Below are 18,273 nucleotides of genomic sequence, written 5' to 3' on the forward strand. Positions count from 1 at the left end.
ACCCACTGTTAGGCAGGAGTGAGCTGCAACTCGGCCGAGACAATGCCCAGTTCAGGCATCCTGGCGCCCTCGCGCTCACCGACGGCGGTGAACGACGTTGTACGGGACAGGAGTTCCTCAAGCGCGATCCTCAGCATCGTCCGCGCCATGGGTGCCCCGGGGCAGCGGTGCCGTCCCCGGCCGAAAGCGAGATGCCCAGCGATGTTCGCCCGATCGATCCGGAACGTGTCGGGATCGTCGAAGACCGCGGCGTCCCGGTTCGCTGACGCGTACGCGAGCGTGACGGGCTCCTCCGGGCGGATGGTGCGACCCAGAATCTCCACGGGCGCGGACGGGGTGCGTGCGAACCCCCGATAAGGCGCATAGAGCCGCAGAAACTCCTCCAGGGCGTCCGGAATCAGCTCGGGACGTGAACGCAGCCGTTGCTGCAATTCCGGGTCGTCCGCAAGATGGACGGCGATCGACCCGAGGATGATCGGTGGTGCCACCATCCCGACCACGAGCGACTGACGGAGCGCCCCGACCACGTGCTCCGGGTCCAGCGGCACGCCGTCGATGCGTTCCGACAGAAGAGAACTCGCGGGATCCTCGTCGACAGGAAGGGGATTGCGCCGCCGATCGGCAACCAGCTCGCGCGCCATGTCGTACAGCTTCTGACTCGTCGAGTTGACGATGTCCTTGTTCTGGCTGCGCCAGGCCTGCACCCACCGGGCCGACGTCTCGGCGAGCAGCGGAGCCACGTCCGGCGTGAGGTTGAGCCACTCGGTCGTGGTCCACGCAGGAAAACGGGTGCCGAACTCCTGCGCAATGTCACCGTGGCCACGGTCGAGCAGCGGCTGGAGTTCCTTGCCGGCGTGCCGGCGCAGCCGCGGCATCAACCGCTGCAGCCGGTCACGCTGCAGCGTCCTCTCCAGCGCCCGGCGGTACGGAGTGTGCGCGGGTGCATCGAAGTTCAGCGGAGGTCTGCGCAGCCCGCGAGGATCACTGGGGACGACGGCTTTGACCGACGAGATGAAGGTACGGTCGTCGAGCGCCGCCGCACGAACCTCCCGGTACCGCGTCAAGGCCCAGAAACCACCGTAGGAACTGCTGTGCGCGACGGGGCATTCGGCCCTCAGCCGGCGGTACATGGCGTGCACGCGGTCCGGTGCGTTGTCGGCCGTCGGGTCGAAGTCGTCCGGCCTGTCGGGGCAGGGGTCCACGGCAGTCATGGGTGGGTCCGATCGCTGGTTGGCCGGCCGGGAAGGAGTCGGGGGGAGCGGCGACGCTGCATCGCCTGGCTGCCCAACCCGAGCAGCTGATCTGTGGAGCGGTACTCGATGTACTCGGCGAGTTCCGGCGTGTACCGGCCCACGATCTGCCGGACCCGGAGCGCAGCCAGGGGGCCGAGGGCGTCGTAGACCTCGACATAGATGGTGCGGGCGTCTTTCCGGGGCCATTCGCGTGGCAGCAGGTTGGCGGGGAGATCCGGGTCGATACCGGGGAACGTGCGCCAGCTGTCCATGATCCTCGTGCGGGCGAGCAGCGCCTGGGCAGCACTCACTTCTCCCTCACGGACCTGGTCGCGCAGCGGGCCGTAGGCCGTCACGAAACGTGCGTAGGTCGCCTCGACCTCGTCGAGATCCCAGGCGTCGACCGGTCGACGGGGCGACCCCGGCTGCTCCGCCGCGCGGAAGACGGTGACGTCCCGGATCCCGAGGCGGTCCAGCTCGTGCCGGGCCTGGGCGGCTACCGGGCGGGACGACACCCACGTGCCGTCGTAGAGCGGGGCGAAACCCAGCCAGCGCAGTTTCGAGCGCACCGCGTGGCGCAGATCCCGTTCCCTCTCGTTGAGCGAGAAGAGGGCGAGGGTCCACTGCCCGTCCCACGATCGGTCGCCTTGTCCGAAGGACACGAATTCGTATGCGCCGGCCATGAGTACTTCCGCGGCGCCCGGCGCGAAGCCGTAATAGGTGTAGCGCCCCACTCTGGTCGAGGCGAGCACGCCGCGACGGGCCAGCCGGTTCAGCGCCGCGCGGGCGGCGGCGGGACCGATGTCGAACTCGCCGAGCAGAGCCACGAGCGCCGCCGACGGCAGGTGCTCAGTGCGCCCCGCCCAGTAGTCGCCCAGCAGGGTCGTCAACAGGTGCTGAGACGACGAGCCCGCCTGGGGACGGGGCAGATGCGGGCCAGGGGCCCCGGCGGTCGGAACCACGTCGCCCGACTGTGCCGAGCCGGTGGGTCCAAGGGCAGCAGACGTCATCAGATGGCTCCATCAGCGACGAGCCCGTCGATCTGCTCCGCGGAGTAGCCCAGCAGCTCGCGGTAGACGAGCCGGCTGTCTTCACCGAGGTGGGGGACACCGTCGGCGAAATCGGTACGGGAGCGGGACATGTGAACGGGCATGCCGCTGCCGATCAATCCGTCCGCAGTGCCGTAGGCGGGATGGTGGAGCGCAACGGTGTCGCCGCGGCTGAGCAGCGACGCGTCGCTGACGGCCTCGGCGGGTTCCCTGACCGGGGCGCATGGGACACCGTGGGCCTCCAGAGCGGCGATCACTCGGTCCTGTGGGTGCTTGCGTGACCACTCCTCGATCAGGGCATGGAACTCGTCGGCATGAGCCACCCTCGCGTCACGGGTGGTGAACCGCCCGTCGGCCAGGAGCTCGGGGCGCCCCAGCGCCGTCAGCACTCCCCGCGCGAACTTGTCCTCCGGTGCGCAGACGGCCACCCAGCCGTCGGCGGTCTCGAACACCCCGAACGGCGCCAGCCGCGGCATGAACCTGCCGTTGCGGCCGGACAGGCCGAGCCGGGTCAGCAGGTGCGACTGCTCGCCGGCGACCAGCGCGGTGAGCGAGCCGAGCATGGAGACGTCGACATGCTGGCCGATCCCGGTTGCCTCCGCCTGCCGCAGAGCGCCCAGGACACCGATGACCGCGTAGAGCGGTGCGGACAGGTCGCCGATGGGAAACCCCACGCGGACCGGCGGGTCACCCGGGCTGCCGGACGTCATCATCGTTCCGGACAGCGCCTGCACGATCGCGTCCATCGCCTTGCCGGTCCCCGGCTCGCCGGCCTGCCCGAAGCCGCTGATCGAGCAGTACACGATGCGGGGGTTGATCTCGGTGGCGGCCGCGTAGCCGACGCCGAGCCGATCGGCAGTGCCACGGCTGTAGTTCTCGACGACGACGTCCGCCTGCCGTACCAGGTCCGCGAAGACCTCGCGGCCGGCCGGGTGCTTCAGATCGAGCGTCACGCTCTCCTTGCCCCGGGTGCGTTCGAGGGTCCCCAGGGAAATGTCGTCGTCGTGGCGGCGCTGCATCGTGAGCCCGTCGCGGCCGAAGTAGGGCGCGTTGTTGCGGACCCGGTCACCGCCTCGTGGGTTCTCGACCTTGATGACCCGTGCCCCAAGCCCGGACAGCAGGAGGGTTGCATAGGGACCGGCCAGCGCGATGGTCAGGTCGATGACGGTGATGCCTTCGAGCGGTCGGGGAAGTTCGGGGGTCTGTGCGGACATGAGTACCTCGACGGTATGCGGGGACAGCAGATGGTCGGACTGATGGTTCGACTGCGCAATCACGGGCAGGGCCGTGCCAGGGAACGCCGCGACCGGCACGCGGCACCGACACCCGGCCGTGGCGATGCGCGTGCTCGCCGCCCTCCGGGCCGAGCCCGCGGCGTCAGTTCGCCCGCAGAGCAGGAGCGTGTCGCTGCAGGGGCGGGAGCACCGTTGGGAGGCCGTTGCGGCGAGGTGCGGAGGGGCACGTTCAGTCGGTGCCCTTCTCCTGGGCGCGACGGCGAGCGGCGACCGGTTCCACCCGGGTTTGGATGAACTCCGAGACCTCTGCCTGCACGGCTTGGGCATCCCAGCCCCGGGAGTCGCCACTGTCGCCGCCGATCTGAAGCACCGGCACGCCGGCCGCCTCCAGGGCGCGGTTGACGAAGTAGGTCCCCCGGCGATCGGTGCCCGCCATATGGACCGCGCCGTCGATGCGGTTGTGCACCGCCTCCTTGGCGTACCACTCCGCCGCCCACGGCGGTGCGTTGATCATGTCGGGGAACGCTGCGAACCTGCCAGCCAGGGTGCGCAGCGGATCGTCGCCGTGGCGGATGTAGCCGTCGGCCGCGATCGCGAGGTACATCGACCACACGAAGACCGCGCCGTACACCTCCTGGAACCAGGTGTAGAAGCCCATGTCGAACCAGAGGCCGGTCCCCACCCACATGAGCCGGATGCGCTCGTCGGGGCAGGGGGCCGCTCCCGTATCCACCCGGTCGCGTACCTCGTGGTAGAAGGTACGGGCCGCGTCACGTGCCCACACCGTCCCGCGGTGCCACTGGGGGATCATGACGCTGGGGATGCTGTCACTGATCGTGATGGGGGCCGGGCTGGTGCGGGCGATGAGGTCGCGAGCTGCCCGGTTCCACAGTTGCTGCTCGTTGACCAGGGCCATCACCTCACGGAAACGCTCCTCGTCGAAGACACGACCGGTGACCATCTCCAGATGCTTGACCGCACCGGTCAGTTCTGCGGTCATCAGGTCGATGCGCGCGGTGCCGATCAACGCTTCCCAGTCGTCCTCGATCCGCTCCCACCAACGGGGGTCCTGGTGGTTCGCGACGGTGCGCTCGAAGGGCAGGAAGACGGCGCCGTGTTCGCGTTCCCAGACCTCGAAGACCTTGCGCAGGGCGTCCCCCGTCGTCTCGGCGAGCACCAGAGAGATGGGGGGCAGACCACCCCACGGGGGGTCCTCGTCGAAGGTGCTCGCCAGCGCCAGGGTGTTGTACGCCTCCTGGTCGGCGGGGTATCCGCGGTCCGCAAGCAGACGCAGGTAGCGGCCGGATTTCTGCTTGGCCGCGCAGACCGACGCCCACCACTGGTTGACCACGTACGGAATGTCGAGCGCGCGCAGGATCTCCTGCGGGGCGTCGGCGTTGACGAGTGCGACCGGGTCGCCGTCCGCGGCACGCTGTTTCAGGTCGGCGAACCACTGCCGTTGATAGGCCGTGGCCGCGCTTGCGGAGGGCAGCACCATCCGGTTGCGCCGGCCGATGGCATCGGCCGTCACCGGGTCACCCCAGCGGCGCGGGCCGGTCGGCGCAGCGCCGGTTCCAGCAGTGAGCGCACGTTCTCGTTCCTTTCTTCGCCGTACCTCTGAGCAGGGACGGCGAGCATCGGGATCCCGACGGCTTGCAGGGCCGCGCGCTGGGCCGGGACGTCCCACGGCGGCGCGTCGTCATGGCAGCGGGCCCAAGCCACCACCAGGTCCGCGCCGCACGCGGCGGCCATGCGCGCCGTCTGCGCGGCGCGTACAGCGGCGCTGTGACCCGCGGCGGCGGGCGCTTGCAGGGCCCCGGCCCGGACGAGAGCACTGCGGATGTCGTACGCGGGTCCGACGCTTGCCTCGCCGGCGAGGGCTCCCCAGCTGTGGTCCTCGCCGACGATCACGCAGCCCAGCGACTCGATGGCCTCGTAGGCATCCGGATGGTCGTGATCGCAGCCGGTCAGGAATACGCGAGTGCCCGGCAGCGCCGGCAGCCGGCCGGCGTCGTCGAGCAGCCGCTCCACGGCCTCGCACCAGTGCTCGGGCGTCGTGAGGAAAGCCGCTCCGATCACCGCCAGGGCCTGGGCTCCGGTCAGGCGCGGGCCACCGGGGCCGCTGCGCAGCCGGGTGCCGACCGTCCGTATCAGCTCCCGCACACGGTCGTGGAGTTCGGCGGCGGTCCGCAGCCGGTCGTCGGTGACGGGCCGGCCGGCCCAGCTGCTGATCTCCTCGACCAGCTGGTCAAGGCGCGTCCGGTTGTAGGCGGCCGAGGTTCGCTGCGGGAGGTGGACGAGGTCGAAGAACGTGAACCGGGGCACCGTGACGCGGGGCTGAAGACGCTGGATCTCCCGCAGGTACAGAAAGAGCCGCACGGACCCTTCGGTGTCGGCGGACATCACCAGACCAGCGGTCCTTGCGGCGTCGCCCTCGAGGAGACGGGCGAGTTGCGACACCGCAAGCCGGTCGATTCCGGGACCGCAGTACGGCTCGGCTGCCTCGTGCCGATCCGGGCGGCCGGCCAGCCGGAACGGGACGAATCCCGCGGCGGTGAGCACCTCGGCGGGCACGTCCGCACCGACGCAGGCGACCACGGGGCGGCTTTGCACCTCGGCGGGCAACGCGTCGTTCCGGGACTCGTAGACCGTGAGGAGATGCTGCAGTGATCTCAACGTCCGCCACCTCTCGTGTACTACTTCCGGCGAATTCAGCCGGTCGCAATGAGCAACATATGCAGCGACGATCTGGAAGGCAAGTATCTTGTGTCGAGGTTAGATCCCGCTCAACGCCGCGTATGTATGGGCGTTTTGAGGTTCAATGCACACTCCTGTGCCGTGTCAGTGACCGAAGAGTTGTGCAGCAATATGAGACACATTCATTGACACTCGGCAACGTACTTTCTATGTTTCACGTCACGTTCCAGCGCTACGACGGAGTGCGCCATCTCCTGTGGTCAGGCCCAGGCCACCCCTACCTGCCCGGGCTTCCGTTGTTCGCCGCGGTCGCCTCTCGTGCACACCGCACGACCTGTCCGCCGAGGCCGACATGGCAACGGCATCCAGCAATCCCCCGAGGAGACAGCCGATGGCCCGACTCATCCGACACGGACGGCGACCGATCGCCGTGCTTGCCATGTCGAGCGCCATGGCGCTCGTCCTGTCCGCCTGCGGAACGCACCCGTCGGCCGGTTCGCCGAGCGGCTCCGCCGACTCGTACAAGGTCGGCTTCATCCTGCAACTGTCCGGAGCGGGTTCCGTCTACGCGGACCACGCCCAAGCCGGCAGCAAGGCCGGCTTCGAAGATGTCAACAAGCACAACAAGGCCGGCGTCCGGTTCACCTCCATGGTGGCCGACGCAGGTGCGGACGCACGCAGCGCCAACACCGCCTGCAGCCGGCTCATCCAGCAGCAGAAGGCACAGGCGATCGTCGCCTTCATACCGGGCCCGCAACTGCTGGCCTGCAACGCCCTCGCGAAGCGGCTCGACATCCCGCTGGTGAGCCTGTCGTCCGGTGCAGGCAACATCTGCGCCTGGAACCTCACGAGCCTCGGGCTGGTGCCCAACCAGCAGACACTGCCCGCCATCGACGAACTCGTCGCCGAGGGCAAGAAGAGGTGGTACTTCCTCGGCGCCAACTACTCCACGCCGAAGGCCTCCATCGAGACGGCCAAGGAGCATCTGACCAAGCTGGGCGGCACCGTCGTCGGTACCGCTTACGAGCCCAGCGGCACCGCCGACTTCTCCCAGGACATCGCCAACATCGTCAAGGCCCGCCCCGACGTCGCCTTCCTCAACGTGATCGGTGACGACGACGTCGCCCTTCAGAAGCAGTGGGCGGCCGACCCGCGTACCAAGGGCATCACGCGGGTGGACGTGCTGCTCGGCGAGGGCACCGCCAAGGCCTTGGGCGCCGCCGCCGAGGGAATCTGGTCGTCCAGCATCTACTTCGCCGCCATCAAGGGAAACGGCAACGACGCCTTCAAGGATCTGGCCGAGCGAAGCGGTCTCAAGGGCGCCCCGGACGTCAACGCATACGTGTCGTACATGCAGGTGCAGGCACTCGCCGCCGCGGTCAAGCAGTCCGGGGCCGATGGGCGGGACGTCATCAAGGCGCTCCGGCACACAGACATTGACGGCCCGGTCGGCGCCCTCAAGTCCATGAACTCCTTCAGCTACCAGCCGGTGTACCTGGCGCAGGCACGGTCCGACGGCACCTTCACCATCCGCAAGAAGTCCGACCCGATCCCCCCGAAGCTTGCCTGCCAGGGCTGACGGACGACTCGGCAACGACCTCAAGGAGAGTCAAGTGACGCTCTTGCTCGACGTCCTGACAGCAGTCGGGATCCTCACCATCGTCGTCCTGGGCCTGGCCATCGTGCTGGGCGTACTGGATGTCATCAATCTCGCGCACACCGGCTTCATGGCGGTCGGCGTCTATGCCTCAGTGATCACTCACCGGGCGGGTTGGCCGTTCTGGACCGGCATCCTGACCGGTGCCGCCGCCGCGGCGGTCACCGGGCTCGTCGTTGAAGGCCTGGTCATCCGACGCCTCTACGACCGCCCCCTGGAGACGATTCTCGCCACCTGGGGCATCTCTCTGATCGTCATTCAGGCCCTGACGCTGGGATTCGGACATGACAACCAGGCGGTCGGCCAGCCGATGGCCACGGCGACGTCCGTCGCCGGAACGCCGTACCCGACCTACCGGCTCCTGCTGATCCTGCTGGCAGCCGCGCTGGTCGTGGCGCTGGCACTGCTGATGCGTTTCACCAGGGTCGGCCTGACTATTCGCATGGTGCAGTCCAACCAGCACCTCGCCCGTGCGCTCGGTATCCGGGTCGCGCTCATCCGAGCCGTCACGTTCGTCGTCGGCTGCGCGCTCTCCGGCTTCGCCGGCGCCGCCCTGGGCCCCACCCAGGCAGTCACCCCCAACTACGCGCTCTCCCTGGTGGCCACCGGGTTCCTTGCGGTGCTGCTTGCCGGCGGAAGGCTGTCCGGTGTCGTGACCAGCTGCCTCGTCCTCGGGGTGGTGCAGATTCTCTTTGCGCATTGGGCCAGCCCCGTCTACAGCTCCACGGCGGTCATCGCGGTCGCCGTCGTTCTCCTGCGTATCCGACCCGAGGGGTTGACATGGCGTCACGCCTGACCTTCAACGGCCGACTCTCGGCCACCGGCGCACTTGTCGCCGTGCTCGTGTTCGTGGTGCTCGGCCAGGTCGTCGGTGAATACGACGTCAGCCTGCTCACCGTCGCCTTCATCTACGGCATATCCGCCGTCAGCCTCGACCTCGTCTGGGGTTACGTCGGCGCGCCCGACCTAGGACACGGCCTGTGGTTCGGCATCGGCGCCCTCACGGTGGGTGCCATGACCACGACGACCGACAGCACCGGTCTAGTCATCTCGGTACAGGACGAGCCCTGGCGCTACGCCGTTTCCCTGCTCCTCGGCATCGCCATCGCCGCCGCGGTCGCCGGCGTGGTGGGGCGCTTCGCCTTCTCGGCCAAGGGATCCCCGTTCTACATCGCGGTCGTCACCCTGGCCCTGACCACCGCTGCCACCACGCTCTACTCACAATTCCCCACCGTCACCGGTGGCGAGAACGGACTGTTCGGCTTCAACCCCCTCACGATCACCACCCGCGCCTGGTACTACCTCACCCTGGCGGCGCTCGTGCTGGTCACCGCGGGTGCGCTCATCCTGGTCCGCAGCGATGTCGGCCTGCTGCTCCGGGCAGTCAGAGACAACGAGGTTCGCACCCGCTACCTCGGCTACAGCGTGGAGAACGTCAAGACCGTGACGTTCATGGGCGGCGCGGGCCTGGCCGCCTTCGCGGGTGGGCTGATGGCGCTCGCCACCGGACTGGTGGCCGCCGACCTCTTCACCTTCCTGTTCGCCACGCAGATGATGGTGTGGGTGGCGGTCGGCGGACGCGCCACCATCATCGGCCCGGTGATCGGTGCCATCGGCCTGCAACTGCTCGGAGCGCGCCTGTCGGGGAGCTTCCCCACGCAGTGGTCGCTGATCCAGGGCCTGCTGTTCGTGCTCGTCGTGGTGTTCACGCCCAGCGGCATCCTGCCGCCGCTCACCCGCGCGTTCGGTCGGCTGCTGAGACGAGATGCCCGGGCCGACGAGCGCGAGATCGTCCCCGAGACCACCGCACCCCCACCGCTCCCGGACAAGTCACCCGTCATCTCGGTTTCCGGTCTGGAGTTCGGATACGGGAGCCTTCAGGTGCTGCGTGGTGTGGACCTGAAAGTGCAGCGGGGCGAACTGCTCTGTGTCGTCGGCCCGAACGGAGCCGGCAAGTCGACGCTGGTGTCCGTGCTCGCCGATGGCAACCTGTCCGCCAGGGGCACCGTGCACTACGACCTCGGCGCACACACTGTGGACCGCCGTCCCCCGGCCCACCGCCTCGCGCGCCGGGGAGTGAGCCGCAAGTTCCAGTCGCCGCAGCTGTTCGAAAGCCTTTCGGCGGCCGAGACGGTCCTGCTCGCCCGCAAGGCAGGCAGACTGCCTTCCTTCTGGCGACGGAGCCGACGCATCCCCACCTCTCCAGCGGTGCTCGACGTTCTTGAGGCCATGGGCCTGCAGGGGCGGGACCACGAGAAGAGCACGTCGCTGGCACACGGGCTCAAACAGGGACTGGAGATCGCAGCCTCGGTTGCCTCCCGCCCCCAGGTGCTGCTGCTCGACGAACCCACCGCCGGGCTCACCCACAACGAACGGGCCGTCGTGGGAACGGTGTTGCAACGCCTCGCAAGGGGAGGTATGACGATCATCCTCATCGAGCACGACCTGGACTTCGTCAACCGGATCGCCGACCGTGTTGTCGTCCTGCACGAGGGCCGGATCATCGAGGACGGCACTCCCGCCGAGGTCAGCAACTCCGATGTGGTCCGTGAGGCCTACCTCGGGACGGTGGCGTGATGAAGCTGACGGCACAGGGCATCGAATCCGGCTACGGATCCGCCACCGTCCTGAGGGGGGTGGACCTCACCGTGGGTGACGGCGAGGCCGTCGGAGTCGTCGGCCGCAACGGCATGGGCAAGACAACGCTGCTCGAGACGCTCCTCGGCTTCATCCGGCCGACCGCGGGCACCGTGCATCTCGGCGGGGAGGACATCACCGGCCGGCTGCCGGAACGGACCGTGGGCCGAGGCGTGGCCTATGGCCCGCAGGACGAGCCGGTGTTCGCGGCGCTGAGCGTCGAGGAGAACATCGTCGCCGCCAAGGCCGGGCGCATCGACCTCAAGCGGCGATCGACCGTCCTCGAACTCTTCCCTGTCCTGGGCACCCGTCTGCGTCAGCGCGCCGGCACCCTGTCCGGGGGCGAGCAGAAGATGCTCGTTCTTGCCCGCGCCCTGCTTGCCGACCCCACGCTCATCGTCCTGGACGAGATCACCGCGGGCCTGCAGCCGTCGATGGTGGACACCGTGGTCAGCGCCCTGCGCTGGGAACGCCAGGAACGCGGCACCGGCATCCTGCTCGTCGAGCAGAACATCGACGCGACCCTGGGAGTGTGCGACCGGGTCGCGGTCATGAAGCTCGGCCGCCTGGTGGCCGAGGAACCCGCCGCAGAGGAGGCTCGGGAGCACTTGCTTCGCCTGCTGGCACCGTGACGTGCAGGCATGGCACGGCCATCTGCAGTGCCGGGGAGGTGCCGGCACTGCTCCGTCGTCGCGCGGCGTCCGAATGACCTGTCCCCTTCCCGTACCACCGGCGACCTGAGCCGCTGCTGGCCCGCGAGTCCCCGAACCGGCTCCACGGATGACGTTCGATGGAGTGCGGCCTGATCCACCGCCGTGCGTCCGACAGCGCCGCGCACTCCGGGACACCCGACGGCTCGGCCCCTCAGCCGGGACTGCCGTGCCGCGTGTCGGGTCGGAGCCCTGCCCCGACCCGTCTGATTCCGCACCAACCTGTCCTCAAGGAGGACCGTGAACCACAGCCCCCGCAACAACCGTTCAAGCGCCGACGAGAGCCGCCGCGACGCCCACGACTTCGATCCCGTGCGGCCAGGCGAGACCTTCACCAGCGCCCACGAGGAGTTCGCCGGACTGCGGGCCCGCTGCCCGATCGCCCGCAGCCAGGAGTACGGCGGGTTCTGGGCGCTGCTGGGCTACGACGACGTGCTCTCGGTGATCACGGACATCGAGCACTTCACGACGTCACAACAGAACGCAATACCGAAGTTCGCGTTCACCGGGGTGCGGCCACCGCTGCATCTCGACCCGCCGGACCACATGGCGTACCGGCGCGTCATCAACAAGTTCTTCACCCCGCCGAAGATGCGTGACCTTGCCCCCAAGGTCCGCTCCGCAGCAGTCGAACTCCTCGCCCCGCTCATCGACCGGGGCTGGACGGACGTGTGCAAGGACTACGCGCACCAGTTCCCCGCCCACGTCTTCGCCCACTTCTTCAACCTGTCCGTCGAGACCTCGACCCTGATCAAGCAAGTCAGCGGCACCTACGTCGACGCCATCCAGGTCCTCGACCACGAGACGGTGAAGAAGCTCAGCCGACGGCTGTACGAGATCGCCCAGTCAGTCATCGACGAGCGACGGGCCCATCCGCACGATCCCGAAGAGGATCTCACCGCTGCGCTGCTCGCCGCCGAATACCAGGGCGCGCCACTGCCCGCCGACATGGTGCTCGGCTGCGTCCGGCAGCTCATCGTCACCGGGATGGTGGCGCCCAGTGTCTTCATCGGCAACATGTTCGTGCACCTGAGCCAAGACCAGGAGCTGCAGGATCACCTGCGCGACCGGCCGGAGGACATTCCCGCCGCGGTGGAGGAGTTCCTTCGGCTCTATTCGCCCTACCGGGGCATGGCCCGCACAGCGCGTGAGGACGTGAGGCTGGGCGGGCAGCTCATTCGCAAGGACGACCCCGTGGCGCTCGTCTACACCTCGGCGAACCGGGACCACCGAGTGTTCCCCGACGGGGACGCCTTCGTCCTGCACCGGCCCAACATCGCCAGGCACATCTCTTTCGGCCGAGGCACGCACAGCTGCCCCGGAGCGCCCCTCGCCCGGATGATGATGATCACGACACTGGAAGAGGCCCTCACTCGCTGCGCCGGCTTCCAACTCGCCGGATCTCCCGAAATGGCCATATGGGCCGAGTGGGGTACCCGTTCCGTTCCGCTGGATTTCGTCCGCGCCTGAGCCCGGATCCACCGGCTGATCTGGGGGTGGGAATTTCGAGGTTGTGAGGGACGTGTCGGGAGCGCGTCGCGGATTCCGGCATGGGGTGGGCTGGTCTGCCCAGCTCTTCCACTTGTCCTTGTGGGGCTCGCCCTTTCGAACCCGGAACGGTTCAGTGATCAGCAACGCCGCCAGTCGGTGCAACCGGCCCATTGTCCGAGGGCGACCTCAATGCGCCGTTGACCGCGGACGGCCGCGCGGCAGCGGCCTCAATCTGATCCGGGGGAGGGTGGCTGGCCCCACTGCGCCTCCAGCGCCGTCCGCAGGGCATCGACCGCCCCCCGGCCGATCCGTTCGGCGAGCTGCTCTTCCAGCCGTTCAAGGATGACGCCGGCCTGGCGGTGCGCGCGTTCCCCATCCGGGGTACGCCGGATCAGGCGCTGCCGGGCGGAGGCGGGGTCGGGAACCTGTTCGAGCAGTCCGGCGGCGATCAGGCCGTGCACGGCCTGGTGTGCGGTCTGCCGGGTCACGCCCATGCGCCGCGCCAGCTCCGAGACCGTGGTGCCCTCGTCGTCCAGTACGGCGAAGAGCTGCGCCTGTGTCGGGGACACCGGCGTGGCGCCGCCCGCTTCCATGGCCGCCAGCAGCCCTTCTTCGAACCAGCGCCGGGCGTCACCGAGCAGTTGGGGGAGGTTGCGGTGGGTGGATTGCATGTGTTCCTCACGGCGACAGGGGGCGGGGGCCGGGCTCGCCTCAGGGTTGCCCACCGACATTTTCCATGTCAGGCTACCTGACATTCCTGGCGGCAGCCGATCGGAGGAGACCCATGACCATCGAGTACGCCACCCGATACCGGCGGGCCTCGCGCATATCCGCCGAGGTGGGCAAGCCCTACTTCATCGAGAAGGGCGAGGGCGACCGCGCCCACCTGTTCGGCGACCTGGTCACCATCTACGCGGGCGGTGAGCAGACCGAGAACACCTTCAACTTCTTCACCGTCGAAGGCCCCAAGGGCGACCTCATCCCGGCCCACCTGCACTCGGACACCCATGAGGTCTTCTACATCGCCGCCGGCGCGGTCCGGCTGTTCGTCGAGGACACGGAGGGCAACCAGCAGGAGAAGCTGCTCACCCCCGGCGACTTCGGCTTCGTGCCCAAGAACTGCCCGCACTCCTACCGTATGGAGCGCCACCACAGCCAGGTCGTCGGCGTCGCCGCCGGCCCCGGGGGCACTTTCGAGCGGTTCTTCGAAAACCTCGGCGCCCCCGCCGAGCAACTCGGCCTGCCCACCGAGCCGGTCATCCCGGAACCCGGCAAGTTCGTGAGCATCCCCGAGCAGTACGACGTGCGTTTCCTGCCGGACCACCAGTGGCGGATCCGATGACGGCAGCCGAAACCTCGGTGCGGGAACGGATCGTCGCGCCCCACCCGGACCGCTCCCCCTTGCCGCCCGCCGATGAGAGGGAGCCCGGCGTACGCGAGATGCGCGGCGTGCCCTACGGCGTCGTCGAGGGCAGCCGTCCGCTGGAGCTGGACCTGTGGTTGCCAAAGGCCGACCAGGCGGGGCCTGTTCCGCTGGTGCTGTTCGTGCACGGCGGCGCCTGGCGCCGGGGACGACGCGATGACATGGGCCCGTGCATGCGTTCCTGGATCCCGGGGCCTTTCGCGCGCATCGCGTCTGCGGGCTTCGCCGTGGCCTGTGCCGACTACCGGCTCAGCGGCGAGGCCACGTTCCCGGGCGCGCTCGACGACCTGCGCGCCGCGCTGCGCTGGCTCACCCTGCGCTCCGCGGAACTGGACATCGACACTGAACGGACGGTGGTGTGGGGAGAGTCCGCCGGCGGACACCTCGCCTCACTCCTCGCCCTGACACACACCGACCCGTCACCGGCCGGTGCGGTGATCTGGTACGCCCCGAGCGACCTGACCACTGCACGGGGCTGCTTCGCTCCCGAAGACGCCGCCACGCCCGAGGCCCTGATGCTCGGCGCGGCCCCGGCCACGGTCCCGCAGCGCGCCCGCGCGGCCAGCCCTCTCGCCCAGGTCCGCCCCGGTGCGCCACCGTTCCTTCTCGTTCACGGCGACGAGGACACCTTGGTGGCCTGCTCCCACAGCGAATCCCTCGCCGGGGCGCTGGAGCAGGCCGGGGTGCCGGCCCGGCTGTGGAAGGTCACGGGCGCCGACCACGGCTGGCACCGGCTGCCTGATGCCCAAGTCGAGGAAATCTTCAACCGATCCCTGGCCTTCGCTCGCCACCTCGTCACCTCGTCACCTCGTCACCGGGAGGGTGAGTGGAGTGTGAAGGCCAAGGGCTGTCTCGTAAATGATCTCCGGTGCGGTCGGGGTGTGCTCGGTGGCGGTGGTGACCGCTCGCCTGTCACGCGAGGTTGAGGTTGTGCAGGCGGGCAATGCCGCGGTCGATCTGCCGCTGCAGAACGGCCAGTCGATGGCGCAGTGCCAGGATTTCGGCGTCCTTGTCGCGGTCGCCCATCGGCAGGAGCCGTATCAGGGTGAACATACTCGTCAGGGCCGTGTACGGCAGTCGCAGCAGCACCGGACCATCCTGGCGGCGGCCGGAACCAGCTGGCAATCAGCCAGCAGGCCCCTGCCGTCACTCCCGACTGGCAGGGACTCACGACAGCACTCACACGCAGCATGACCAGCACGGACGAGGTTACTGGCACCTACAGGGCTTGTAGCAGGCCGCTGACGCCAGAGAGATCCGGCCGCGGGAGGCGCCACGGACCCGCACGGCCCGGCGTGCATGCGCGAGGAGCCCAGGTGCGGGCCCGGTGCGGTGCCATCGAGACGGCGGCCTCGTCCTCGAAGGCGAGCCATGCCCCGAGCGCCGCCGCGGTGGCTTTGCCGCGGGCCGGGTCTCCTTCACCCATCCGGCCACCGCCGCCCGGTCTGCTCGGCCGCCCGCCGGGCCGGCTGCTCGCAGGACCAGCCGTGCCGCCGCAGCAGTTCCCACGCACTGACAACGACAGACCGAGTTCCTGCTGGATCAGCATCGCCAGCCAGGCCAGGGTCCATCTCTCGTCCGGCTATCCGTGCGCCACTCTCTCCTTCAGCAACTCAGCTTCCAGGAAGGGGAATTGTGCTGCAGTGACCTCCGGTCGCTTGGCCGGGCGCGCCGGAACTGCACTGGACGTGGGGATACCCGCTCGCCGTCGCGCTGATGATCGGTTTCGGCGTTGGTCTCTGGGGCGTCTTCAAATGGCGCCGCTGGCTGTGAGCGGCTGTTCCGGAAGGAAGCGAGACAGGCCGCTCAGGCGCGGCTGGTGTCCCGTCGGTCGGGTGTGAGGAGGTAGGCGATGGCCATGTCGCTGAGCTCGTCCGCGTAGCGACTTTGTGCCGCCTCGCCGGTGGCCGGGTCGGGGCGTACGGAGTTGTGGAAGCAGGCGCCGAGGACGGCTCGGGCCGCAGTGTCCAGCGCTGCCTCCGGATCGGAGCGACGGATCTCGTCCGCGTAAGGGGCTGCGGCTTCGAGCAGGAGTCGGTGGATCTCGGTGATGGTGCGACCCCCACGGTCCGAGGGCTTGGCACCTCGCGCGCGCAGTAGTTCGGGGAAGAGGTTGCTGCTGTCGGCGAAGGACTGCAACAGGGTGTGCGCGTAGGCGTCCATGACGCCGGAGAGCGACGGCTGTGCCTTGCGGAGTTGCTCGGCCATGTACTCCTCGCGCCGGTCCAGCATCCGCTCCGTGAGGGCGTTGATCAGCTGCTCTTTGTCCTCGAAGCGGCGGTAGATCGTGCCGACCGAGACGCCGGCGCGTTCCGCGACGCCGGAGATCGTCATCTCCTCCAGGCCGGCTGAGGAGGCGATTTCCTCAGCCGCGCGCAGTACGCGGGCCAGCGTCGCGGCGCTGCGCGCCTGCTGGGGCTCCTTGTACGGCGCCGGGCGGTCGTGCTGGTCGGTCATGTCCCGCATCGTATCGGCGGGGGTCCCCGCACGAACGGTTGACAAATGGTGGGCCTCTCTGCGTAACCTCGTAACGCGAATGTGAATTTACATTCGCATCATACTGGAGGTTCGACCATGACCGACAAGCAGACTTCCCCGGCTGTGACCGTGACGCTCGAGTCGGGGCCCGTCGGCTCCGGGAGCATCGACGACTTCGAGCTGTTCTACGCCCGCCGTGCCCTGGACCGCTTCAGGACGCGACTGGGCCGCCAGGGCCTGCTCGATCTGCTGGCCGCGGACATCGAGGAAGGCAACGCCTTCCTGCGGGAGTGCGCGCGCACCTCCGACGGTGCCTTCAACGCGGGCACGACGGTGCTCAAGGCACGTGGCCTGACCTCGGCCGAGTTCCTGACCTGGATGGACGGGGCCTTCGCGAGCAGCGACGAGCGCCCGCTTCTCGCGGCGCACCCCGAGCACTACGCGATGGGCACCGACGACATCGGGGCGCGTGTGGTGGAGAGCATCGGCCCCCACGTGTGTTCCTTCTACATGGGCGGCTGGGGCACGGCCGCGTTGGCCTGGGCCGAGGACGCGGCCGAGCTCCTCCCGGAGTCGGAGTTTCCGCGCAAGATGTCCTCCAACCTTTTCCTGGAGGACGGCACCGTGGTCGGGCGGGCGCTGATCCAGTTCGGCGACACCGCCGACGGGTTCACCGCGAACCTGACGGTCTACTTCCCCACGTCCTGCCCGAAGGACGTCCTGGACCACCACCTGCGGCACTACGCCGTCGAGTTCAGGAACTGGATCGTCGCCGCGGCAGCGGCCAACGCCTGACCGATGCGGGTGGCGCGCACCGGCGGTTGACGTCGTCGGCTGCCGGAACCGGTCGCGACGATCACTGTCTTCGCGCGGTGCACGGTGCCGGACGAGTCGGTGAGCAGCTGATGTCGCCGGTGAGGTCGACCTCGACGATGTCGTCGATCATCTCGGCACCGAAGCGTTCGGCCTGGGCCCGCATGTTCTCCATGAGGGCCGGACCGTCGATGCCGTCGGGGAAGCCGGGGAAGTTCTCCACCTCGGTCGTGGTGGTCAGTGAGCCGCCCACGAAGATGGAGCTGCCGAACAGCAGGGGCTTGAGCTGGGCGCGGGCGGTGTAGAGGGCGGCGGTGTATCCGGCGGGGCCGGAGCCGATGACGATGACGTCGCGTATGCCGGGCTCCGTCACGCCGCTCATGCCTCCTGCTTCGCGTCGATCTCGGCGATCAGGCCCTCGATGTGGGTCTTGATCTGATCGCGGATCGGGCGCACGGAGTCGACGCCCTTGCCCGCCGGGTCCTCGAGGGCCCAGTCGAGGTATTTCTTGCCGGGGAAGATCGGGCAGGCGTCGCCGCAGCCCATGGTGATGACGTAGTCGGATGCCTGGACGGCCTCGGTGGTGAGGATCTTCGGCTTCTGGTCGGAGATGTCGACGCCGACCTCCTTCATGGCCTCGACCGCGGCGGGGTTGACCTGGTCGCCGGGGATCGAGCCGGCGGAGCGGACCTCGATCCGGTCGCCCGCGAGGTCGGTGAGGAATCCGGCGGCCATCTGCGAGCGTCCGGCGTTGTGGACGCAGACGAACAGGACGGAGGCGAGCGGGGAGGAGGGCATGGGCTCTTCCTTCGTAACGTGGGGCGAGTAGCTCCACAGGCGGTGACGACAGG

The 18,273-nt window shown here is 68.8% G+C and carries 17 protein-coding genes and 1 pseudogene; 8 read left to right on the forward strand and 10 right to left on the reverse strand.

Annotation, left to right across the window (positions count from 1 at the left end; translation table 11 throughout):
• Positions 1-8 precede the first annotated feature (8 nt).
• From LGI35_RS36375 to LGI35_RS36395, 5 genes are all read right to left on the reverse strand, one after another.
• Positions 9-1,211: a cytochrome P450 gene (locus LGI35_RS36375; protein ID WP_227298511.1), complete on the reverse strand. Its 1,203-nt coding sequence runs from the start codon at positions 1,209-1,211 to the stop codon at positions 9-11.
• Positions 1,208-2,242: a PaaX family transcriptional regulator gene (locus LGI35_RS36380; RefSeq protein ID WP_227298512.1), complete on the reverse strand. Its 1,035-nt coding sequence runs from the start codon at positions 2,240-2,242 to the stop codon at positions 1,208-1,210. Before LGI35_RS36380 ends, LGI35_RS36375 begins: the two co-directional genes overlap by 4 nt.
• Positions 2,242-3,495 carry a CaiB/BaiF CoA transferase family protein gene (locus tag LGI35_RS36385; RefSeq protein ID WP_227298513.1) on the reverse strand — a complete coding sequence of 418 codons (1,254 nt, stop codon included), beginning with the start codon at positions 3,493-3,495 and terminating at the stop codon, positions 2,242-2,244. The genes LGI35_RS36380 and LGI35_RS36385 overlap by 1 nt, the downstream gene beginning before the upstream one ends.
• Positions 3,496-3,745: 250 nt before the next feature.
• Positions 3,746-5,047 (reverse strand): 2-hydroxyacyl-CoA dehydratase family protein, encoded by a 1,302-nt coding sequence (locus tag LGI35_RS36390; protein ID WP_227298514.1) that lies wholly within the window; start codon positions 5,045-5,047, stop codon positions 3,746-3,748.
• A complete protein-coding gene (locus tag LGI35_RS36395) occupies positions 5,044-6,192 on the reverse strand; it encodes a 2-hydroxyacyl-CoA dehydratase family protein (RefSeq protein ID WP_227298515.1) in 1,149 nt (382 codons plus the stop codon). Before LGI35_RS36395 ends, LGI35_RS36390 begins: the two co-directional genes overlap by 4 nt.
• Before the next feature lie 412 nt (positions 6,193-6,604).
• Between LGI35_RS36395 and LGI35_RS36400 the strand changes: the two genes are divergently transcribed.
• From LGI35_RS36400 to LGI35_RS36420, 5 genes are all read left to right on the forward strand, one after another.
• Positions 6,605-7,792, forward strand: coding sequence for an ABC transporter substrate-binding protein (locus LGI35_RS36400; protein ID WP_227298516.1), 1,188 nt, complete (start codon positions 6,605-6,607; stop codon positions 7,790-7,792).
• Between the two features lie 34 nt (positions 7,793-7,826).
• The gene (locus tag LGI35_RS36405; RefSeq protein WP_227298517.1) at positions 7,827-8,666 is read left to right on the forward strand and encodes a branched-chain amino acid ABC transporter permease; all 840 of its coding nucleotides are present in this window, start codon (positions 7,827-7,829) and stop codon (positions 8,664-8,666) included.
• Positions 8,651-10,447 (forward strand): branched-chain amino acid ABC transporter ATP-binding protein/permease, encoded by a 1,797-nt coding sequence (locus LGI35_RS36410; protein WP_227298518.1) that lies wholly within the window; start codon positions 8,651-8,653, stop codon positions 10,445-10,447. Before LGI35_RS36405 ends, LGI35_RS36410 begins: the two co-directional genes overlap by 16 nt.
• Positions 10,447-11,139 (forward strand): ABC transporter ATP-binding protein, encoded by a 693-nt coding sequence (locus LGI35_RS36415; RefSeq protein WP_227298519.1) that lies wholly within the window; start codon positions 10,447-10,449, stop codon positions 11,137-11,139. The genes LGI35_RS36410 and LGI35_RS36415 overlap by 1 nt, the downstream gene beginning before the upstream one ends.
• Before the next feature lie 318 nt (positions 11,140-11,457).
• Entirely contained in the window at positions 11,458-12,687 is a 1,230-nt protein-coding gene (locus LGI35_RS36420) for a cytochrome P450 (protein WP_227298520.1), read from the forward strand.
• 248 nt (positions 12,688-12,935) lie between these two features.
• Here LGI35_RS36420 and LGI35_RS36425 read toward each other — a convergent pair whose 3' ends face one another.
• Positions 12,936-13,379, reverse strand: a complete 444-nt coding sequence (locus LGI35_RS36425) for a MarR family winged helix-turn-helix transcriptional regulator (RefSeq protein WP_227298521.1) — start codon at positions 13,377-13,379, stop codon at positions 12,936-12,938.
• Positions 13,380-13,492: 113 nt separating this feature from the next.
• Here LGI35_RS36425 and LGI35_RS36430 point away from each other — a divergent pair, with 113 nt between their 5' ends.
• The gene (locus LGI35_RS36430) at positions 13,493-14,050 is read left to right on the forward strand and encodes a quercetin 2,3-dioxygenase (RefSeq protein WP_227298522.1); all 558 of its coding nucleotides are present in this window, start codon (positions 13,493-13,495) and stop codon (positions 14,048-14,050) included.
• Complete coding sequence (locus LGI35_RS36435; RefSeq protein WP_227298523.1) at positions 14,047-15,057, forward strand: alpha/beta hydrolase; 1,011 nt, start codon at positions 14,047-14,049, stop codon at positions 15,055-15,057. Before LGI35_RS36430 ends, LGI35_RS36435 begins: the two co-directional genes overlap by 4 nt.
• Here the strand turns inward: LGI35_RS36435 and LGI35_RS36440 are convergent.
• Together LGI35_RS36440 and LGI35_RS36445 are read right to left on the reverse strand one after the other, a co-directional pair.
• Positions 15,044-15,220, reverse strand: coding sequence for a hypothetical protein (locus LGI35_RS36440; protein ID WP_227298524.1), 177 nt, complete (start codon positions 15,218-15,220; stop codon positions 15,044-15,046). The two genes, LGI35_RS36435 and LGI35_RS36440, sit on opposite strands and share 14 nt — an antisense overlap.
• Positions 15,221-15,937: 717 nt before the next feature.
• On the reverse strand, positions 15,938-16,588 hold the full coding sequence (locus LGI35_RS36445; RefSeq protein WP_227298525.1) for a TetR/AcrR family transcriptional regulator: 651 nt from the start codon (positions 16,586-16,588) through the stop codon (positions 15,938-15,940).
• Between the two features lie 117 nt (positions 16,589-16,705).
• Here LGI35_RS36445 and LGI35_RS36450 point away from each other — a divergent pair, with 117 nt between their 5' ends.
• Positions 16,706-17,404: a hypothetical protein gene (locus LGI35_RS36450; RefSeq protein WP_227298526.1), complete on the forward strand. Its 699-nt coding sequence runs from the start codon at positions 16,706-16,708 to the stop codon at positions 17,402-17,404.
• Here the strand turns inward: LGI35_RS36450 and LGI35_RS36455 are convergent.
• Together LGI35_RS36455 and LGI35_RS36460 are read right to left on the reverse strand one after the other, a co-directional pair.
• Positions 17,383-17,804 (reverse strand): annotated as a pseudogene (locus LGI35_RS36455) (NAD(P)/FAD-dependent oxidoreductase); the annotation flags it as partial. The gene LGI35_RS36450 and the pseudogene LGI35_RS36455 sit on opposite strands and share 22 nt — an antisense overlap.
• Entirely contained in the window at positions 17,801-18,220 is a 420-nt protein-coding gene (locus LGI35_RS36460) for an arsenate reductase ArsC (protein ID WP_227298527.1), read from the reverse strand. The gene LGI35_RS36460 and the pseudogene LGI35_RS36455, both read right to left, overlap by 4 nt.
• Positions 18,221-18,273: the final 53 nt, after the last annotated feature.

Origin of the sequence: Streptomyces longhuiensis (genome assembly GCF_020616555.1) — a bacterium.
GTDB lineage: Bacteria > Actinomycetota > Actinomycetes > Streptomycetales > Streptomycetaceae > Streptomyces > Streptomyces longhuiensis.